Annotated in this window: 15 protein-coding genes; 5 read left to right on the forward strand and 10 right to left on the reverse strand. The window is 38.9% G+C overall.

Features of this window, described 5'->3' with window-relative positions:
* Positions 1 to 30: 30 nt before the first annotated feature.
* The 4 genes from J2Y40_RS09330 to J2Y40_RS09345 form a co-directional block, all read right to left on the reverse strand.
* Complete coding sequence (locus tag J2Y40_RS09330) at positions 31 to 2,700, reverse strand: MGH1-like glycoside hydrolase domain-containing protein (protein WP_309998535.1); 2,670 nt, start codon at positions 2,698 to 2,700, stop codon at positions 31 to 33.
* Between the two features lie 85 nt (positions 2,701 to 2,785).
* Positions 2,786 to 3,595, reverse strand: a complete 810-nt coding sequence (locus tag J2Y40_RS09335) for a glucose 1-dehydrogenase (RefSeq protein WP_309998538.1) — start codon at positions 3,593 to 3,595, stop codon at positions 2,786 to 2,788.
* Positions 3,596 to 3,667: 72 nt separating this feature from the next.
* Complete coding sequence (locus J2Y40_RS09340) at positions 3,668 to 4,141, reverse strand: GNAT family N-acetyltransferase (protein ID WP_153398294.1); 474 nt, start codon at positions 4,139 to 4,141, stop codon at positions 3,668 to 3,670.
* A gap of 2 nt (positions 4,142 to 4,143) precedes the next feature.
* Positions 4,144 to 4,761, reverse strand: a complete 618-nt coding sequence (locus tag J2Y40_RS09345; protein ID WP_153398292.1) for a DUF1684 domain-containing protein — start codon at positions 4,759 to 4,761, stop codon at positions 4,144 to 4,146.
* Positions 4,762 to 4,896: 135 nt separating this feature from the next.
* Between J2Y40_RS09345 and J2Y40_RS09350 the strand changes: the two genes are divergently transcribed.
* A complete protein-coding gene (locus tag J2Y40_RS09350; protein WP_153398290.1) occupies positions 4,897 to 6,477 on the forward strand; it encodes a GMC family oxidoreductase N-terminal domain-containing protein in 1,581 nt (526 codons plus the stop codon).
* Here J2Y40_RS09350 and J2Y40_RS09355 read toward each other — a convergent pair.
* The 3 genes from J2Y40_RS09355 to mqo all read right to left on the reverse strand — a co-directional run bounded on the left by J2Y40_RS09355 (position 6,474) and on the right by mqo (position 9,334).
* Entirely contained in the window at positions 6,474 to 7,340 is an 867-nt protein-coding gene (locus J2Y40_RS09355; RefSeq protein ID WP_309998542.1) for an AadS family aminoglycoside 6-adenylyltransferase, read from the reverse strand. The genes J2Y40_RS09350 and J2Y40_RS09355 overlap by 4 nt on opposite strands.
* Before the next feature lie 4 nt (positions 7,341 to 7,344).
* Positions 7,345 to 7,746 carry a hypothetical protein gene (locus tag J2Y40_RS09360; protein WP_309998545.1) on the reverse strand — a complete coding sequence of 134 codons (402 nt, stop codon included), beginning with the start codon at positions 7,744 to 7,746 and terminating at the stop codon, positions 7,345 to 7,347.
* An 82-nt stretch (positions 7,747 to 7,828) separates the two neighbouring features.
* A complete protein-coding gene (gene mqo / locus J2Y40_RS09365) occupies positions 7,829 to 9,334 on the reverse strand; it encodes a malate dehydrogenase (quinone) (RefSeq protein WP_309998546.1) in 1,506 nt (501 codons plus the stop codon).
* Between the two features lie 534 nt (positions 9,335 to 9,868).
* Between mqo and J2Y40_RS09370 the strand changes: the two genes are divergently transcribed.
* Genes J2Y40_RS09370 through J2Y40_RS09380 form a run of 3 tightly spaced genes read left to right on the forward strand, consistent with a single transcriptional unit; the run spans position 9,869 to position 12,597 of the window.
* Positions 9,869 to 10,975, forward strand: coding sequence for a hypothetical protein (locus J2Y40_RS09370; protein WP_309998548.1), 1,107 nt, complete (start codon positions 9,869 to 9,871; stop codon positions 10,973 to 10,975).
* An 11-nt stretch (positions 10,976 to 10,986) separates the two neighbouring features.
* Positions 10,987 to 11,808, forward strand: coding sequence for a hypothetical protein (locus J2Y40_RS09375; protein WP_309998550.1), 822 nt, complete (start codon positions 10,987 to 10,989; stop codon positions 11,806 to 11,808).
* Between the two features lie 12 nt (positions 11,809 to 11,820).
* A complete protein-coding gene (locus J2Y40_RS09380) occupies positions 11,821 to 12,597 on the forward strand; it encodes a hypothetical protein (protein WP_153398278.1) in 777 nt (258 codons plus the stop codon).
* A gap of 138 nt (positions 12,598 to 12,735) precedes the next feature.
* On the opposite strand, the gene J2Y40_RS09385 is transcribed toward J2Y40_RS09380, so the two are convergent.
* Positions 12,736 to 12,858 carry a hypothetical protein gene (locus J2Y40_RS09385; RefSeq protein WP_309998553.1) on the reverse strand — a complete coding sequence of 41 codons (123 nt, stop codon included), beginning with the start codon at positions 12,856 to 12,858 and terminating at the stop codon, positions 12,736 to 12,738.
* Positions 12,859 to 13,087: 229 nt separating this feature from the next.
* Entirely contained in the window at positions 13,088 to 14,128 is a 1,041-nt protein-coding gene (locus J2Y40_RS09390; protein WP_153398276.1) for an NAD(P)H-dependent glycerol-3-phosphate dehydrogenase, read from the reverse strand.
* Between the two features lie 226 nt (positions 14,129 to 14,354).
* Here J2Y40_RS09390 and J2Y40_RS09395 point away from each other — a divergent pair, with 226 nt between their 5' ends.
* Entirely contained in the window at positions 14,355 to 15,386 is a 1,032-nt protein-coding gene (locus tag J2Y40_RS09395; protein WP_309998555.1) for a M23 family metallopeptidase, read from the forward strand.
* A gap of 295 nt (positions 15,387 to 15,681) precedes the next feature.
* Here the strand turns inward: J2Y40_RS09395 and J2Y40_RS09400 are convergent, their stop codons facing one another.
* Positions 15,682 to 16,857 (reverse strand): MBL fold metallo-hydrolase, encoded by a 1,176-nt coding sequence (locus J2Y40_RS09400; RefSeq protein WP_309998557.1) that lies wholly within the window; start codon positions 16,855 to 16,857, stop codon positions 15,682 to 15,684.
* Between the last annotated feature and the right edge of the window lie 11 nt (positions 16,858 to 16,868).

Here is a 16,868-nt window from a genome sequence, read left to right on the forward strand (position 1 = left end):
AATGGAAGACTGAAAAGTGAAAAAGCAAATTTATTTTTTTATTTTCCCAGCCACTTCCTTCGGCATTTCTGTTTCAGATGCTGCGATTTCTTTTTTGGAAAACCTTGGCTGCAGGATCTTTGCAATCAGCCCGGTCCATCCTGTCTGATGAGAAGCACCTACTCCACGGCCGTTATCTCCATGAAAGTATTCATAAAACAAAAGATAATCTTTAAAATCCGGATCTGTCTGAAATTTTTCATATTGTCCATGTACAGGCCTTTTGCCCTTTTCATCCTTTAAAAATATTTTTGCCAGTCTTCTGCTTAGAGAATCGGCGATCTGATCCAGATTAGCATAATTACCACTTCCTGTAGGATATTCAACCAAAAAATCGGGACTGTAATAAAAGAAAAAGCGCTGTAGGCTTTCAATGATCAGAAAATTAATCGGAAACCATATAGGACCGCGCCAGTTGCTGTTTCCTCCGAAAAGTCCGCTGTCGCTTTCTGCAGGCGTATATTTTACATGATAATCTGTTTCATTAAGGCTAAGGGTGTAAGGATTCTGTTCATATTCTTTGGATAACGCTCTCACTCCGTACTCACTTAAAAACTCATCCGGATTCAGCATTCTTTTCAAAAGTCTTTTCAGGCGATGCCCCCGAAGCAGAGATAAAAGGTGCTTGGAATCCTGTCCTTTCACCTCCCATCTTGAAACCAGAGAAGCCAGCTCAGGTTTATTATCCAAAACCCATCTCATTCTTTTTTTGAAATTGGGCAGATTTTCAATCATTTCATCATCAATAACCTCAACGGCAAACATGGGAATTAATCCGACTATTGTTCTTAATTTTAAATACATATGAGTTCCGTCACTGGAAGCAATCGCATCATAAAAGAACTCATCTTCATTATCCCAAAGGCTGAAATTTTCTTCCCCCATATTATCCAGAGAATTGGCAATGGACAGGAAATGTTCGAAAAACTTCATCGCCATCTCTTCATAAACATTGTTGTACAGCGCCAGTTCTAATGCAATTCTCATCATATTCAGGGCAAACATAGCCATCCAGCTTGTTCCATCCGACTGTTCCAGCTCCTCTCCATTGGGAAGAGCAGAGTTCCGGTCAAAAACCCCGATATTATCCAATCCAAGAAATCCACCTTCAAAAATGTTATTCCCGTTATTATCCTTTTTGTTCACCCACCAGGTAAAATTCATCAGCAGCTTTTGAAAAGCGCTTTCCAGAAATTCAAGATCCGGCTTTTCTTTCAGGTACTCATCAATTTTGAATACGCGGAAAATAGCCCAAGCATGTACCGGAGGATTTACATCACTGAAGTTCCATTCATAAGCGGGAAGCTGTCCGTTAGGATGCATGTACCATTCAAAGAGAAAAAGCTTCAGCTGGTATTTTGCAAAATCAGGGTCAATGAGTGAGAAACTTATTGTATGAAACGCCAGATCCCAGGTGGCATACCATGGATATTCCCATTTATCAGGCATGGAAATGATGTGTTCATTATTGAGGTGCTTCCAGTCATAATTCCGGATCTTTTCGCGGGATTTTGGAGGAGGAACCTCAGCAGGATCACCTTTCAGCCATTTTTCAACGTTGTAATGGTAATACATTTTATTCCAGAGCATTCCTGCAAAGGCCTGCCTTTGGACCAGTTTTTCATCTTCTGAAGAGATTCCTTTCTGAATCTCAGCATAAAATTCATCTGCTTCTTTCTGTCTTTCCTCAAAGACAAAATCAAAATCCTCGAACGGTTTCGTTAGATCTTTATCCGATAGCCTGAATTCAAATATTTTGGTCTCTCCTTCTTTAAAATCTTCATCTATGAAAAAAGAAGCCTTAGTTCCGCTATTCTGAGGGTTTACAGACTGGGAATTCCCGGTTATCACAAAATCATTGATGCCATCTTTACAATATTTTGATTCATTGACTGACTGATAAAGTCTTTGATTATTGGTTTCATTGTTGCAGAACAGAGTTTTTGAAGACTGTTTTGCATAGATATTTTTTATATCAACATCTTTATGATTAATGATGATCTGGTCTGCCTCTTCAGCATGGAGCTGTGGCCTATAGTCATCGTATCCCCAGTTCCACGTATTTCTGAACCAAACCGTCGGCAATAGAATAAAGGAAGCTTCTTTTTCAGATTTGTTGATCACCGTTATCCTGACCAGAATATCATTTTGGCTTTCTTTTGCATACTCAATGAAGATGTCAAAATATTCATTATGATCAAAAATCCCGGTATCAATCAGTTCATATTCGGGTTCATCTTTGCTTCTTGCTGCATTGGTTTTTACCAGATCTTCATAAGGAAAGGTATTCTGCGGATACTTATACAGCATCTTCATATAAGAATGAGTGGGGGTGGAATCCAGATAATAGAAATATTCCTTTACATCTTCTCCATGATTTCCCTGCCCGTTGGTAAGGCCGAAGAACCGCTCTTTTACCATTTTATCTTTCTTATTCCAGAATCCTACAGAAAAAATAAACCGTTGAAAATCATCACAAATTCCGCAGACTCCCTCTTCTCCCCAACGATAGGTTTTAGCTTCAGCGGTATCATGGCTGGTGTAATTCCAGGCATCACCGTTTTCACTATAGTCTTCCCGTACAAGCCCCCATTCACGGTTGCTGACATAAGGTCCCCATTTTTTCCAGGAAACATCCGAAATTCTTTGTTGTTCTGACATAAACGTTAATTATGAGTAATGAATAATAGGTAATGAGCAATATTACTCTGGATTAAGATGAAAACTTTTCACTACATTTATTCTTTTAGCCTCCTGTAGAAAAGCTTTCAAACGTGGTCATCCCTCCGTCAACAAAAATGCTGGTTCCGGTAATATAATCAGCCAGGTCACTAGCCAGAAATGCGGCTAAATTTCCTATATCCTGCGGCTGACCGATCCTGTTATAAGGAATCAGCGTAAGAAGTGAATTGAGTGCTTCAGGGGTATTCCAGGCATTGGTATTGATGGGAGTTTGAATGGCTCCGGGACAAATAGAGTTGACCCGGATTTTATCAGCCCCATATTCCTGGGCCAAAGTCTGCATCAGCATTCTCACGGCTCCTTTACTTGCTGCATAATTGGCATGCCCTGCCCAGGGAATAATTTCATGAACCGAACTGATATGAATGATTTTCCCGCACGCTAAAGAACGTGAAGGATCTATACCCCGTCGTAAAAACTCTTTTATTGCTTCTCTTGCACAAAGAAACTGCCCGGTAAGATTCACTCCGATAACAGCATTCCATTGGTCCAAGGTCATTTCCGTGAATTTCGCATCCTTTTGAATTCCTGCATTATTAATCAGAATATCTACTGTCCCAAATTCGGAAACCACATCCTGAAACATTTTGATAACCTGATCTTCCTTAGAGACATCACATTGATAGGTTATTCCTGTTCCTCCGGCATCTGTAACTTCTTTTAAGACAGCTTTTGCTTCTTCTGTAGATCTTTCCGAAGAGTGATTAATGATCACTGCAGCCCCTGCTGCTGCTAAAGATTTTGCGATTCCTGAACCTATTCCGCTGGAAGCTCCGGTAACTACAGCGACCTGATGATGAAGTGATATTTCCATATTTTGAATTTGATGTTACTCAAAGTTATGGAAGAAATCAGCAGAACAGAAGTTTTTGAATTTAAAATTTTCTTAAAGTTTTTTATACATCAGATACTGACGCCCGCTTCTTCCGATCCTCGTTTTACCATCATAAGAATATCCTGCTTTACGGTAAATATGATACGCCGATTCATTTTTCTGGTTGACGGCCAGCACAATTTCATTACAGTGACTGAAATTTTCACGGACAAAATCATCTACTTTCTGCATTGCTTCTTTTCCTATTCCTTTTCCCTGCATTTCAGGATTTACAGATAAAGACCTTAATAAGACAGAATCCTTGTTATTGGTCAAATCCAGTTTATCTTCACCAAAATCAAGGACAAAAAAACCTACAGGCAGTCCTTTATCCATAATAATAACCGCAAATGATTGATGATCATTTCTTTCTTTTATTCTCTGTATCGCCTGTTCCGCTGTGGAAGTAAAACGCAGCTGATCTTCATCCAGAGCATAATTCACTTTGAAAAGGTCATCTTCTTTGAAGAACTGTAAGGTTACCATAACTAATGATGATAAATATCTTCGTACATCACCCCTGCTTTTATTTCCACAGGAAGTTTATTTTCTTCAGGAACGATCGGACAGTTGTAATCATAAGCGTTATATGCGCAGAATGGCTGGTATGATTGGTTAAAGTCAAGTACAATGGTGTTTCCTTTCGGAATTTTCAGGTCCATATATTTTCCGCCGCCGTAGGTTTCTTTGCCATTGGTCTCATCACGAAAAGGAAGGAAAAGATAATCTTTATATTTTTTCTGCTTCATGAGGTCTAAGCTCTGATATAAGGTAAGAGTATACGGTTTTTCATTAAGCATAAAATTTACTTTTCCATATTCTCTGTATTTCTTTGTTTTGCCCGAAGAAGTAGGTAATTCAAAAGGTTCTGCATTTTTTGTTCTGGTCAGCTCTGCGATTACTCTGTACTTCCGGCTGAACGGAAAAAAAGGATGTCCTTTAAAATTGGTAAAATTATCCCCTCGCAAAGGGGTCTGTTTAGGATCTTTGTATTCCGCATTAAGGTCCTCCTGGAATTTTTTAACAGCCATAACTTCTCCTGACACGATTCTCTGTGAGAAAACCATCAGGGGAAACAGCAGAAATAAAATGATATATTTTTTCATGATCTATTTAAAATTATAAGTAAAACTATGAATTTCCAACGGTATGAAAAGTTAAAATTCTGATAAAATAGCATAATCTGTTTTAAATAAATCCCAAACCTTTTTTCCTAGCATATTTTTTGACAGGCAATGCCTATGAACAGAAAGCAATTCATCAAGACAGGCCTCTTGGCTGTATCCGGATTTTATTTCCTTAATTCCAATTTGTTTCAGGCTGCCCAGCCTCAGTCTGAAAAAAAGATTATTGATGCTCCCATTATCATTATCGGAAGCGGTTATGGAGGGGCTGTTTCTGCATTACGTCTCTGTGAATCCGGAAAAAAAGTAGTTCTTCTGGAAATGGGGCTTAACTGGGAGAAAGCCGGAATTCCTTATTCCAATCTGCTCAAACCCGGAAAAAGTGCGGCATGGCTGAAAAATAAAACGATTGCTCCGTTTATGAATATATTCTCTCTGACACCATTTACCGGAACACTGGACCGGATGGAATTTGAAAACATCAATATCTGGGCTGGCAGAGGGGTTGGCGGCGGTTCGCTAGTCAACGGAGGTATGGCAGTTACTCCTAAAGAAAGCTATTTCAAAGAGGTTTTTCCCAGCCTTGATACTCAAAAATTTTATGACCATTATTTCCCTCTTGTGCACGAAGAGCTGAAAGTTAATGTAATTAATGAACAATTTCTGAAAGACTGTCCTTATTATCAATTTACAAGAGTGGGAGAAGCAGAAGCGCACAAAGCCGGATTTAAAACAATACGGGTTCCGAATGTCTATGATTTTCAATATATGGAAAAGGAATACAAAAATGAAGTTCCCCGTTCTGCACTCAACACGGAAGTGATTTACGGAAACAACCACGGTAAAAACAGCCTGGATAAAACCTATCTGAAAAAAGCAATGGCAACGGGAAACCTGGAAATCCTTGACCTTCACCGTGTGGATTATATTAAACTGAATGATGACCAGACCTATACTTTAAAAGTTCAGGAAACTGATACTTCCGGAGCATCGGTTTCTGATAAAATATTCAACTGCAAAAAGCTGATCCTTGCAGCAGGAACTATGGGAACGCTAAAACTATTGTTACATTCTCAGGCTGTAAACGGATTTCCTGTTCATGAACGTATCGGGAAAAACTGGGGTAACAATGGTAATTTTATGACGGGAAGAAATTGGGTTAAACCTTTATCCGGCGGAACGGGATCCAAACAATCTACAATTCCTGTAGGCGGGATTGACAATTGGGATGATCCTGAACATCCTTTTTTCACAGAGATTGCACCATTACCCATGGGAATGGACGTTGCCACCGCTTTGTATTTACTGATCAATAGGGTTGACAAAAAAGGAGAAGTAACTTATAATCCTGATAAAAGCGAACTGGTATTGGACTGGAATGAACAGCATACTGCCAAAATGAGAGACAATGCAGATTATTTTATAAAAAAAATGAACAAGGCTAATGGCGGTACAAGAAGTCATCTCCTTTTTAAGAACGGATTCGGAGCTGATATATGCTATCATCCGCTAGGCGGCTGTGTTTTGGGAGAAGCCACCAATGAATACGGAAAGCTGAAAAAGCATGAGAACCTGTATGTTCTGGACGGGTCTTTAATTCCGGGAACCATTGGCGTCAATCCATTTGTAACAATTACGGCTATTGCAGAATACTGTATAGAAAATCTGATCAGGCAGAATGAATTCGTTTATAATTAAAGCATTGCTTTGACTTCTGCAAGATAGTTCCGGATATCCTCTTCTAGCTTAGTGGGATAGATAAAATTAAGCTTTTGGGCCAAAGCAGCACCCAGTTCATGAACGAGATCTGCAAAAGCTAACAAAGAAATCCAGTTATCTTCAATATTACTTCCTGAGAAGGTGGATTCTACTCTATTCCATAAATCTTCAGGAAGGTATTTCGGGAAAAGTCTTCCGTGTTTATTGGTGGTGATATTATTCCAGCCCTGTGATTCTCCAATATGCCATTCTATGAGTGGAACCAGATAGTCTGTTCTTATCACATTTTCAGTCATGAATTTTGCGTAAAAAATATCGCCACGCTGAAGGCATTTAGCCACATAGGTTGTATCCCACCAGAAGTCGTTGATCAGTTTATTAAAATCCTCTTCCTTCGGTTTGTGAATCATCACAGACTGATAGGTTGGAGGTTTTAGTTCTTTAGTCAGATCATCTTTATCAACCAGAATTTTATATCCCACATCCCAATCTTCGGGAAGGGAATCCTGTTGAATTTCTGCCAGAAAATCTTCTTTTTGGTAAAGTTTGAAATCAACTTTTACATGATCCCGATACAGCACCATTTTCATTGCGTGCTTTCCTTCAAAAACACGGTCATCTTCTTCTATCATGGAGATAGGAGTTCCAAAAAGTGAAAGCCAGTCATTATGGGTTTCATAAGGCGCCCTGTTTTCAAAAACAAGTTCCACATCAAGGTCGCTGAAATCATCTACGGGAGCATAGGGATTCACCAGTGAGCTCGTGAGCAAGACGGCACGAACGTCCGGGTTATCTTCTGCCCAGCTGATAATCTGTTTCAGTTTTTCTTCTCTTGTTTTCATAGATTTAATAAGATTCTGAAATTTTCACCCGGTAAACATCAAGTGAGTTTCTTTTGATAGATTCCACAAAAAAACCGCCTTCTTCAGGAATTACTTCTTTCAGGTCAAAACTTTTACAGTCCCGGGGAAGGCCTGAAAAGATCAGCGTAAACCAAAAATCCTGCATAAAGGGAACGGGCGTCCAATTGGGATATATGGTAATATTTTCGGCATGAATGAGGCTGCTTTTATGTTCAGACTGGTTATCAAAAAGATAGGTTGAATTCCAAATCCTGATCAGATTTCCTAAAAATGGTGATGCCGGAAAACAGCAGTGTACAATGACCTGCTTTTCCTCTTCTATCTTGGTCTGAAGAGATTCCAGGAGTTCTTTTACAATGATTGGCTTTACAACAACTTCTTCCACTTTTTTATTAGTAATGGGTAATAGGCAATGAGTAATGGGTAATGTATCCTGATTACTTATTCCCCATTGCCCATCGCTTATGTTAATATTCTAATTCTAATTTTTCTTTGGTATAGTTTCTCAGCTTCTCGGTAAGCTCCGGATGATCAGCCAGCTTTTGTCCATAAGAAGGAACCATTTCCAGCAGCTTTTCTCGCCATTCGCCATTCAGTTTTTCAGGGAAACATTTTTCAAGAACATTTAACATGGCATATACCGCTGTGGAAGCTCCCGGTGAAGCTCCGAGAAGAGAAGCAATCGTTCCTTTTTTATTCACAACCACTTCGGTTCCGAATTCCAGTTTACCGCCTTCTTTCTCATCTTTTTTAATGATCTGTACCCTCTGCCCTGCTACTTTAAGCTCCCAGTCTTCTTCTTTGGCATCTTTGATGAATTCTCTCAGGTGCTGCATTCTTTGGGATTTTGTCATCGCAACCTGCTGGATAAGGTATTTGGTAAGAGGAATGTTATGCCACCATGCTCCGAATAATGATCTTAAATTCTTCGTATTAACGCTTTCCGGCAGATCAAGATAACTTCCTTCTTTCAGGAATTTGGTAGAAAACCCAGCAAAAGGGCCAAATAGAAGGGCTTTTTTGCCATCAATAATTCTAAGATCAAGGTGAGGAACCGACATTGGCGGAGCATCTACTGTGGCCTGTGTATATACTTTGGCATGGTGTTTCTCTACCAATTCCTGATTATGACTTACCAGCCACTGTCCTGAAACCGGGAAACCTCCATATCCTTCACTTTCTTTAATATCTGAACTATCCAACAGCTGAAGTGCGTATCCTCCGGCCCCGATAAATACAAAATCAGCAACCACTTCCTGCTGATTACTATGAATTCTGTCCTTTACCTTCATCTCCCACTTTCCGTCCTCTCTAGGATCTATATCTTTCACCTCATGATACAGGAAAACCTCAACATTGGAATCTTCAAGCAAATGTCTTCCCATTTTTCTGGTCAAAGTTCCAAAGTTTACATCTGTTCCCATATCCATTTTGGTAGCAGCCATTACTTCGGATCCGTTTCTTTTACTCATTACCAGAGGAATCCATTCTTTAAGCTGCTCATGGTCAGTAGAATATTCCATACCGGAGAACAAAACAGATTCTGACATTTTCTCGTGACGTTTTCTGAGGTATTCTGCTTCTTTTTCACCGAATACCAAACTCATATGCGGACACGAGTTGATAAAATCCTTGGGATCCTGAATATATCCTTTAGTAACCAGATATGACCAGAACTGTTTTGAAATTTCGAACTGTTCGGCAATGCTTTCTGCTTTGGTAATATCAATGGTTCCGTCTGGTTTTTCAGGGGTATAATTAAGTTCACAAAAAGCAGAGTGTCCTGTTCCCGCGTTATTCCAGGCTGCGGTGCTTTCCTTAGCAAACCTTCCAAGCCTTTCAAATATTGCAATTTCCAGTTCAGGATCAAATTCGTGTAGCAGTGTTGCTAAAGTGGCGCTCATAATTCCGCCACCTATCAGGACAACATCGTACTTGGGTTTCGGTGTTCTGCTTGTAAGCGATTGTGACATAATCTAAAATTTTACTTCAAATTTCGGGAAAAGTTTTATAAAAAATAACGCGTTTAACGATTTTAACACGTTATTTTTTGACGGAAAAATTCTTTCGGTTTCCGCAAAAAAATGTGATGGAAAGTATCAATAGATTTTCATTGAAAATAGTGATTATATGATTATTTTCCCGGATTTCCCTTCATCAGGACCTCTATTTTCAAAAAAAATCCCAACCTGATTTACCATAACAAAACTCTCATAAAAAGGACTTAAAATGTTAAAAAAAGTTATAAAAACTTAAGTTATTTTAAGTTTATCATAAAAAATCTTTCAACAGTAAACATTTACGTTATAACAATTTATCAATATTTTGTGAAAAATATTAAATATAAAATTAAAATTATCACTTTTTATTGAATAAAACACAATGTTTAACATTTTAAAATGCGAAAAATTCATTAATATATAATTTATTTTATGTAATTTGCATTAAAATAAACACACATTAAGACACAATTCAATTAAAAATATTTCTTATTAAACATAGTACAGATGAAAATTATTAATTTCGTAAGTACATTTTTCGCAGCAGCGGCATTAGCCCAAAGCGGAAATGTAGGAATCAACACGTCCACACCGGACCCCAGTGCCATTCTGCACATTGAAAATTTCAACGGAATACCAGCAATCGCAACGGCAACTGTTTCAGGCGGTGCTGTTACCGGTATTACCGTAACAAACGGAGGAAGCGGCTATATTTCTGCACCAACGGTTAGTTTCTACGGAGGCGGAACGATTGTAAACGGCGGAAATAAAGCTCGCGCCACAGCTGTCATTTCAAATGGTGTTGTAACAGGGATCACTCTCAACAACGGAGGAAGTGGCTATACTTCTGCTCCATCAGTTACGGTATCGGGAGGAAACAAAGGACTTCTTCTTCCCAATCTTAACCTTGCCAGCCTCAGCAGCACAACAACACCGGTTAATGGTCCAGCCAACGGACTTATTGCTTTTAATGGAGGAACCAACAGTAATAATAAGGCGCTGCATATTTTCAACAGCACTTTAGGCCGCTGGCAGAGTACTATAGATGCTGAAGATACTCCTAAGGTAGCTTATCTGGATTTTACAGGTTCTTTATCTGCTCTGGATAATGCTGCTGCCGGTGTTAATACACTGCTTCTTGTGAATCCCCCTTCTATTTCAGGGGTTTCCAACATCAATGGTTTTAAGGTAGTACAGAATACCTTGTCAGGAGGCTACTCCTTGATTCTTCCCCAGGGAAATTATTTAGTAGAAGTGAACCTGAATCTTAATTCCCCACCGGAAAACCCTTCCGGACAGGGCGGAACTGCTCCTTTAACTGGAAGCTCCTATTACCTGATGGGATATTTTATAGATTTTTATGGGGATACTTATAATAATTCTACCAATACGTTTACCGCAGGAGTTAATACAAGAAAAGAAATTCCGATTGTTTCTAAAACCAGCACCAATCATCTGGCTTCCTGGTCCTATTATTACAGTGTTCCGGCTAATGCGAACGCCAATATCATTGGAGGGTTGAGACTGAGATTCGGGAGAATGCAGAACAGTACGTTCTATGACCTTGTTAATGTAATTCCAACCGGATCTTACATCAAAATATCTAAAATTTAAACACTTACAATATGAAAAGAAATTATATCCTGCTATTTTTATTAATAGTTCAGCTATTTTATGCGCAAGTTGCTATTGGGAAAACGAGTGTGAATGCTTCTGCTGTTCTGGAGGTATCCGAATCTACCAATAAAGGGGTGCTGCTTCCAAGGGTGGACATTGTGGATATTTTAAATAATACAACCCCGATAAACAATCCTGCTGAAGGGCTTCTGGTTTACAATAAAGGAAACTCTATCAGTCCCGGATTATATTTATGGAAAAATAACCGCTGGAGCCAGATTGCTGACACCTATAATCTGGTAAGCTATATGATCCTTCAGAGAAATACTGATTACCCGATATTAGGCAGCCTTAACAACGGTATTTATAAAGATTTTACTGATGCTGCCCTGACTGTTGTATCCAATGATATCGGGGCTTCATACAGCACTGCTACCGGAGCCATTACTCTTCCCGGAAACAGCGGGTATCTTGTGAATGTATGTCTGAATATCAAAACAACCCTGGAAAGCAGTTCTGCGGGTATTGGAAATACACCTGTACATCTTCATCAGTATCTTGTAAGACTTTGGGATCCTGCAACCAATACACAATATGGTAAAACAATCAGCATCAATGCCCAGTCTATTGCCAGTAATAAAACCCATACACTTAATCTGAGTTTTTCTTTTGTAACAACATCCACCACTCCTATTAATCTGATGCCTTCCATAGCGCATGACGCGGGAGGGACCTATCAAATGGGATCCGGGGGTACTACTCCTAACAACGGTGAGATCATTATCACCAATACAAAGGTTGATATTCAGCGGTCTGCACTTAATCAATAAACTATCAAAGAAATGAAAAAACATATTTATATCATCTGTATGGCTGTTTTTTTTGTCAGCATAACAGCAAAAGCGCAGGTTGGCATTAATACAAATGTTCCTGGAGCGGGTAGTGTTCTGGATATTAATTCAACCAACAAAGGGGTACTTTTTCCACAATATGACCTCATCACGCTGAACAGCACAAGCAGTCCGGTATCTAATCCTACGGACGGTTTGATGATCTATAATAAGGGAGGGGTATCTGTTCACCCCAAAGGGTACTATGTCTGGATCAGAAATCAATGGCAGCGCGCTATTCTTGCGGGAGCAGAACCTCAGAGCATGTCTCTGACAATAGGTTCGGGTACTCTTATTCCGGCTAACAGCACCAATAATACGCTTACAGGATTTACGGTTGCTTCCAATAAGATTACGGGAGCTTCTCTTGGTTCCGATACCTCATCCATTACGATTCCAGCCGGAACCTATATCATCCGATATTCTGTAGATACCAGCAATGCGAATAATAACAGCGGACCTGCCAATACCCAATATCTGTCTCAGAATTTTACCTGTACACGTTCTTATCTGACGAACTCCGCCGGTACAGCTGTCATCACGGAGCAAAACAAAATGTGTGAGCTCTCCAGCTCCTTTACGTTTTTCCAGGGAACCTATTTTTTGACGATAGCAGCTCCCTTAACGTTTAAACAAAGGTTCGAGTTTGATACCGGGAACGGATTTACCAACAGTAATCTTAATGCAAGATCTTCATTTGTACTGGTAATCACGAAAATGAGCCAATAAAAAGTCAAACATATATAAAAATAAGGTCTTTACAATAAGGCCTTATTTTTTTGATTATGCCGATTTCTAAAGCCTGATTAAAGGTATTGATTGATGATTAAAGAACTTATAAAAGGTAAACCATCATTAACTGCCAAGTCAATGACTCTGTATCTTGATTCCTGCTGTAAGCTGCCCCATCCAATGTATGGGAGTTTGTAATATAATATCACCCGATTGATCTCCTGGCATATACGATGTAGCAATTTCCGTATTAGTCATATTTTATAAATCCCGTTGGGTTATATTCTTTTGAAAAATCAAATAAAACAATTTTCTTCTATGAAAAAACAAGATTTCGCATCACAAACTATCCTTGTGTGGGTGTTCTGAAAAAAGAAAGAAAAAGAAGGCCAAAATAAAACCATAACAGAATACTTGTTATGGTTTTATGTGAAGACTGAGCTTCTTATTTTTTTATGATTATAGTAAGGCTGTAACCGGAATTTTACTAGTTTAATTTTGCTGTTAGCTTTCTGAACTGCTTTTCGGCGTTCTTACCTTCGTAAAGAATGGCATATACTGTATCAATAATCGGCAATTTAAGGCCTTTTTGTTTTGCAGTTTTATAAATAGAATCCGCAGCATAATACCCTTCTGCGACCATGTTCATAGACTGGATCGCAGATTTTACAGTGTACCCTTTTCCGATGAGATTACCTAAGTTACGGTTCCTTGAGAAAAGTGAATAAGCCGTTACCAGAAGGTCGCCCAGATAAGCACTTTCATTCACATCTCTTGGTGCTTCATAGATGGCTTCCAGGAAGGTTTCCATTTCACGGATGGCATTAGATACAAAAACAGCAGTAAAGTTATCTCCATATCCCAATCCGCTTGCGATACCAGCCCCAATAGCAAAAATATTTTTAAGGATCGCACTGTACTCATTTCCAAGAATATCCTTACTTGTGTGTACTTTGATAAAGTCTGAGCTAAAAACTTCTTCAAGCTTTTCAGCCGTTTCATCTTCCACAGTCGCAATAGTAAGGTATGAAAGCCTCTCCATTGCCACTTCCTCTGCGTGGCACGGTCCTGCAATCACCGCCTGGTTTCTGAAACCAATCTTAAACTCATCACGCAGGTAGTGTGCTACCACATCATTTACTTTAGGGATAATTCCTTTGATTGCTGAAACAAAGATCTTATCTGAATAATCACAGCTCATTTTGTCCAATGTATCAGACAGGTAAATAGACGGTGTAGCCAGAACGATCACGTCACAGGCAGAAACCAGTTCATTGATATCCGTTGTCAGCTTTAAGCTTTTCAGATTAAAATGGGCAGCGGTAAGATAGGTAGGGTTATGCCCACGAAGCTCTATAGCTCCTTTCACAAATTCACTTCTTACACACCAGTGCACTATTTTACAGTTTTCAACAAGCATTTTCACGATGGCAGTGGCAAAACTTCCACTTCCTACCACCCCTACAGAAATCTCCTTATTATTCTTTTTAGGATTCGAAGATTCTGAAATTATTTTCTTTTTAGCCATAATTGGAATGTGAACTGCAAATATATTAAAACAAGATGTAACAAGGCTTTTGAGAGCATGATAAAACCCATATTCTGAAAAAATTAACACATCTGCACAATTAAATACCTAATTAAACGTTAAATACAGAAAAATATAATTTTTATTTAAGAATAACCCGCAAAACTTAGTTTTTACTTAAATTTGCACGCTTAAAACCGTTTTATAATATACTAAGAGAAGAAATATGAAGAAATTTCTAAGCAGCAAAAAGAACGTAAACATTCTTCTTGGAGTACTTTTACTAGTAGTTTTTGCACAAGGCGTTGTTATTGCTAGGCTGTTTTCTCAAAAAGATGACAAGACCTATGAGATCAACCTTGTAAAAATAAACACTGAAAAAGACAGTGTAGATTACTTAAAAATGAAAACAGATCTTACTTTAGTAGATCAGACTGTGGCACAGCTTAATTCATTCCTAAAATCTAAAGACATTTCGAGTGAAAAGCTGATGACCCTGAGCAAAGACAGTATTTCAAATTCTGTATATCTGGCCAAACAATCCAACCGATACAGCCAGTATTTAATGGATCTGCAGAACAAACTGATGCAGGTTCCTCTGGGAATGCCTACAGACGGCTATATTTCATCTAATTTTGGCATAAGAAAAAACCCGATTCCTTTCAAAACCGTATTTGCATCCGTAAAATCTACTGTTTCAGCAGAGTCTAAACCTGCAGCAACCGCTGCTCCAAAACCTGAAGTAAAACCTGTACCGGTTGAAAAAATCGTAGAAGTTACAGACAGCTATGGAAACAAAAGGGAAATCAAGGTAATGGTTACTCCAAAAGTTGCCCCTGCCGCTCCGACTCCTGCACCAGCAGCTACTTCAGTAAAATCTGTTGCTGTAAACACCAATTCTAAAGCTTCAATGGAAAAAAACAACCCACCCGCAGAGGCTGACCAGATGCAGTTCCATAAAGGGCTTGATATTGCTGTTGCTTATGGTTCAGATGTAAGAGCTGCAGCAGCCGGAACTGTAATTTTCTCCGGTCAGAAAGGAGGTTACGGAAACTGCGTGATTGTTTCCCACGGTAACGGGCTGGCTACGCTTTACGGGCATTTGTCACAGCTTGTTTCAAAGGTTAACGATAAAGTAAAAGTAGGACAGGTTATTGCCAAATCCGGAAATTCAGGACGTTCTACAGGACCTCATCTTCATTACGAAGTACACAAGAACAATACTCCGGTTAATCCGAAATTGTTTATGAATTTATAACAACCAACGGCTGTCTTTCTGACAGCCGTTTTTTATTTGATGATTTTTTTGTTGGGATATGCCAAGACACTAAGATTTTTACGACTACATGCTTTTTAAGGCTCCAGGAAATACAAGATTTTCGGTTGTATTTTATGTTTTCAATCTTAAAATCTGCCTCATCTGATACATCTGCGAACCTAAAAATCTCTAGCAGATTGGAAGATGTTTGTGTGATAATTTAATTAAGCCTTATAGGTTTTGGAAACCTATAAGGTTAGAAAAAACTGCCGTCCTGATGGATAGCAGTTCGTATTTATTTTACAATTTTGAGTGTTCCTTTCAGATGTTTGAATGAACCATCCGGATCTGCAATATTCGTATATACTATATTTTTATTGTAATCCTGAATATGAGTAACATTGGAACCCAGTTTAGGCTCGTGCCAATAGACCATAAAAACATTCTTAGCCACTTCCACTGCAGTATATTGTACCGTATCAGTAGCTCCTTTTACCTTTCCGCCTGCTCCTGTAAAAGACATCTCTTTATTGTCTTTAAAGTCAAGAATAAATCTGAATGTTCCGAGATCAGCTTCCACTTTGTGCCCAATGGCAGGATACGGAGATTTAAGATCCCAATTCATTTGTCCAAGAAAAACTTTTACGCCCATTTCCAGCTCTTCTTTTCCGGGAAGCCCGGGATACTTTCTGACCATAAAATTCACAATTGAATCTGTTGTTTTATTTTCAGTTACTGCTTTTTTGTAATTCTCCAGATAACTTTTTATGAAATCAAGAGACTTGGGTGATAAAGAATTCTCTGAAAAGTGTGAAGGGACAACCTGCTCCGGTTTCAGTGCTTTCATCGCATCAATCTGGGCAATCCACTGATCAACAGCCTTTATATCCTGGGTATCTGCCATCCAAAGATGTGAACCTGTGGAGACTGAAATTCCTCCGGCTATGGTTTTCACAGATGGAATCCAAAGGAAGCTGTGCGCCGGATCTTCAGGCTTGTTGATGATTTCAATTTTATTTCCTTCAAGATCAGGAATTGCAGTTACTGCGTCGGGAACAATAATTTCTGATGGTGCATCTTCTTTGAGCTGCAGTTTCCAAACTGCTATTTTATCATCTTTTGATGCTGAAATAAGATAAGCAGTCTGGGCGGTTGAAATGATTTTTGCATTGGGAAATGCTTTACGGATCACATCTAATCCGAAATAAAAATCGGGGTCACTGTGGGAAATAAAAACAGCTTTCAGATTTTTGCCTGTAGCTTTTATTTCCTTCACCAATTGTTCGGCGTACTGTTTCTGAAACTGGGCATCAATAAGTACGGCATCCTTATCTCCGTAGATAATTGTGGAAGTAACAGAAAAGATCGCTTTTGATCCCGGATTGTATACTTTGATCTTCAAATTTCCGGCTGACAGCATATTGACGACAAACAGCAGAACAATCAGAGGTAATAATTTCTTTTTTAACATTGGTTATTTTT

Source organism: Chryseobacterium sp. 2987 (assembly GCF_031456375.1).
In the GTDB taxonomy this organism is placed as follows: Bacteria; Bacteroidota; Bacteroidia; order Flavobacteriales; family Weeksellaceae; genus Chryseobacterium; species Chryseobacterium vaccae.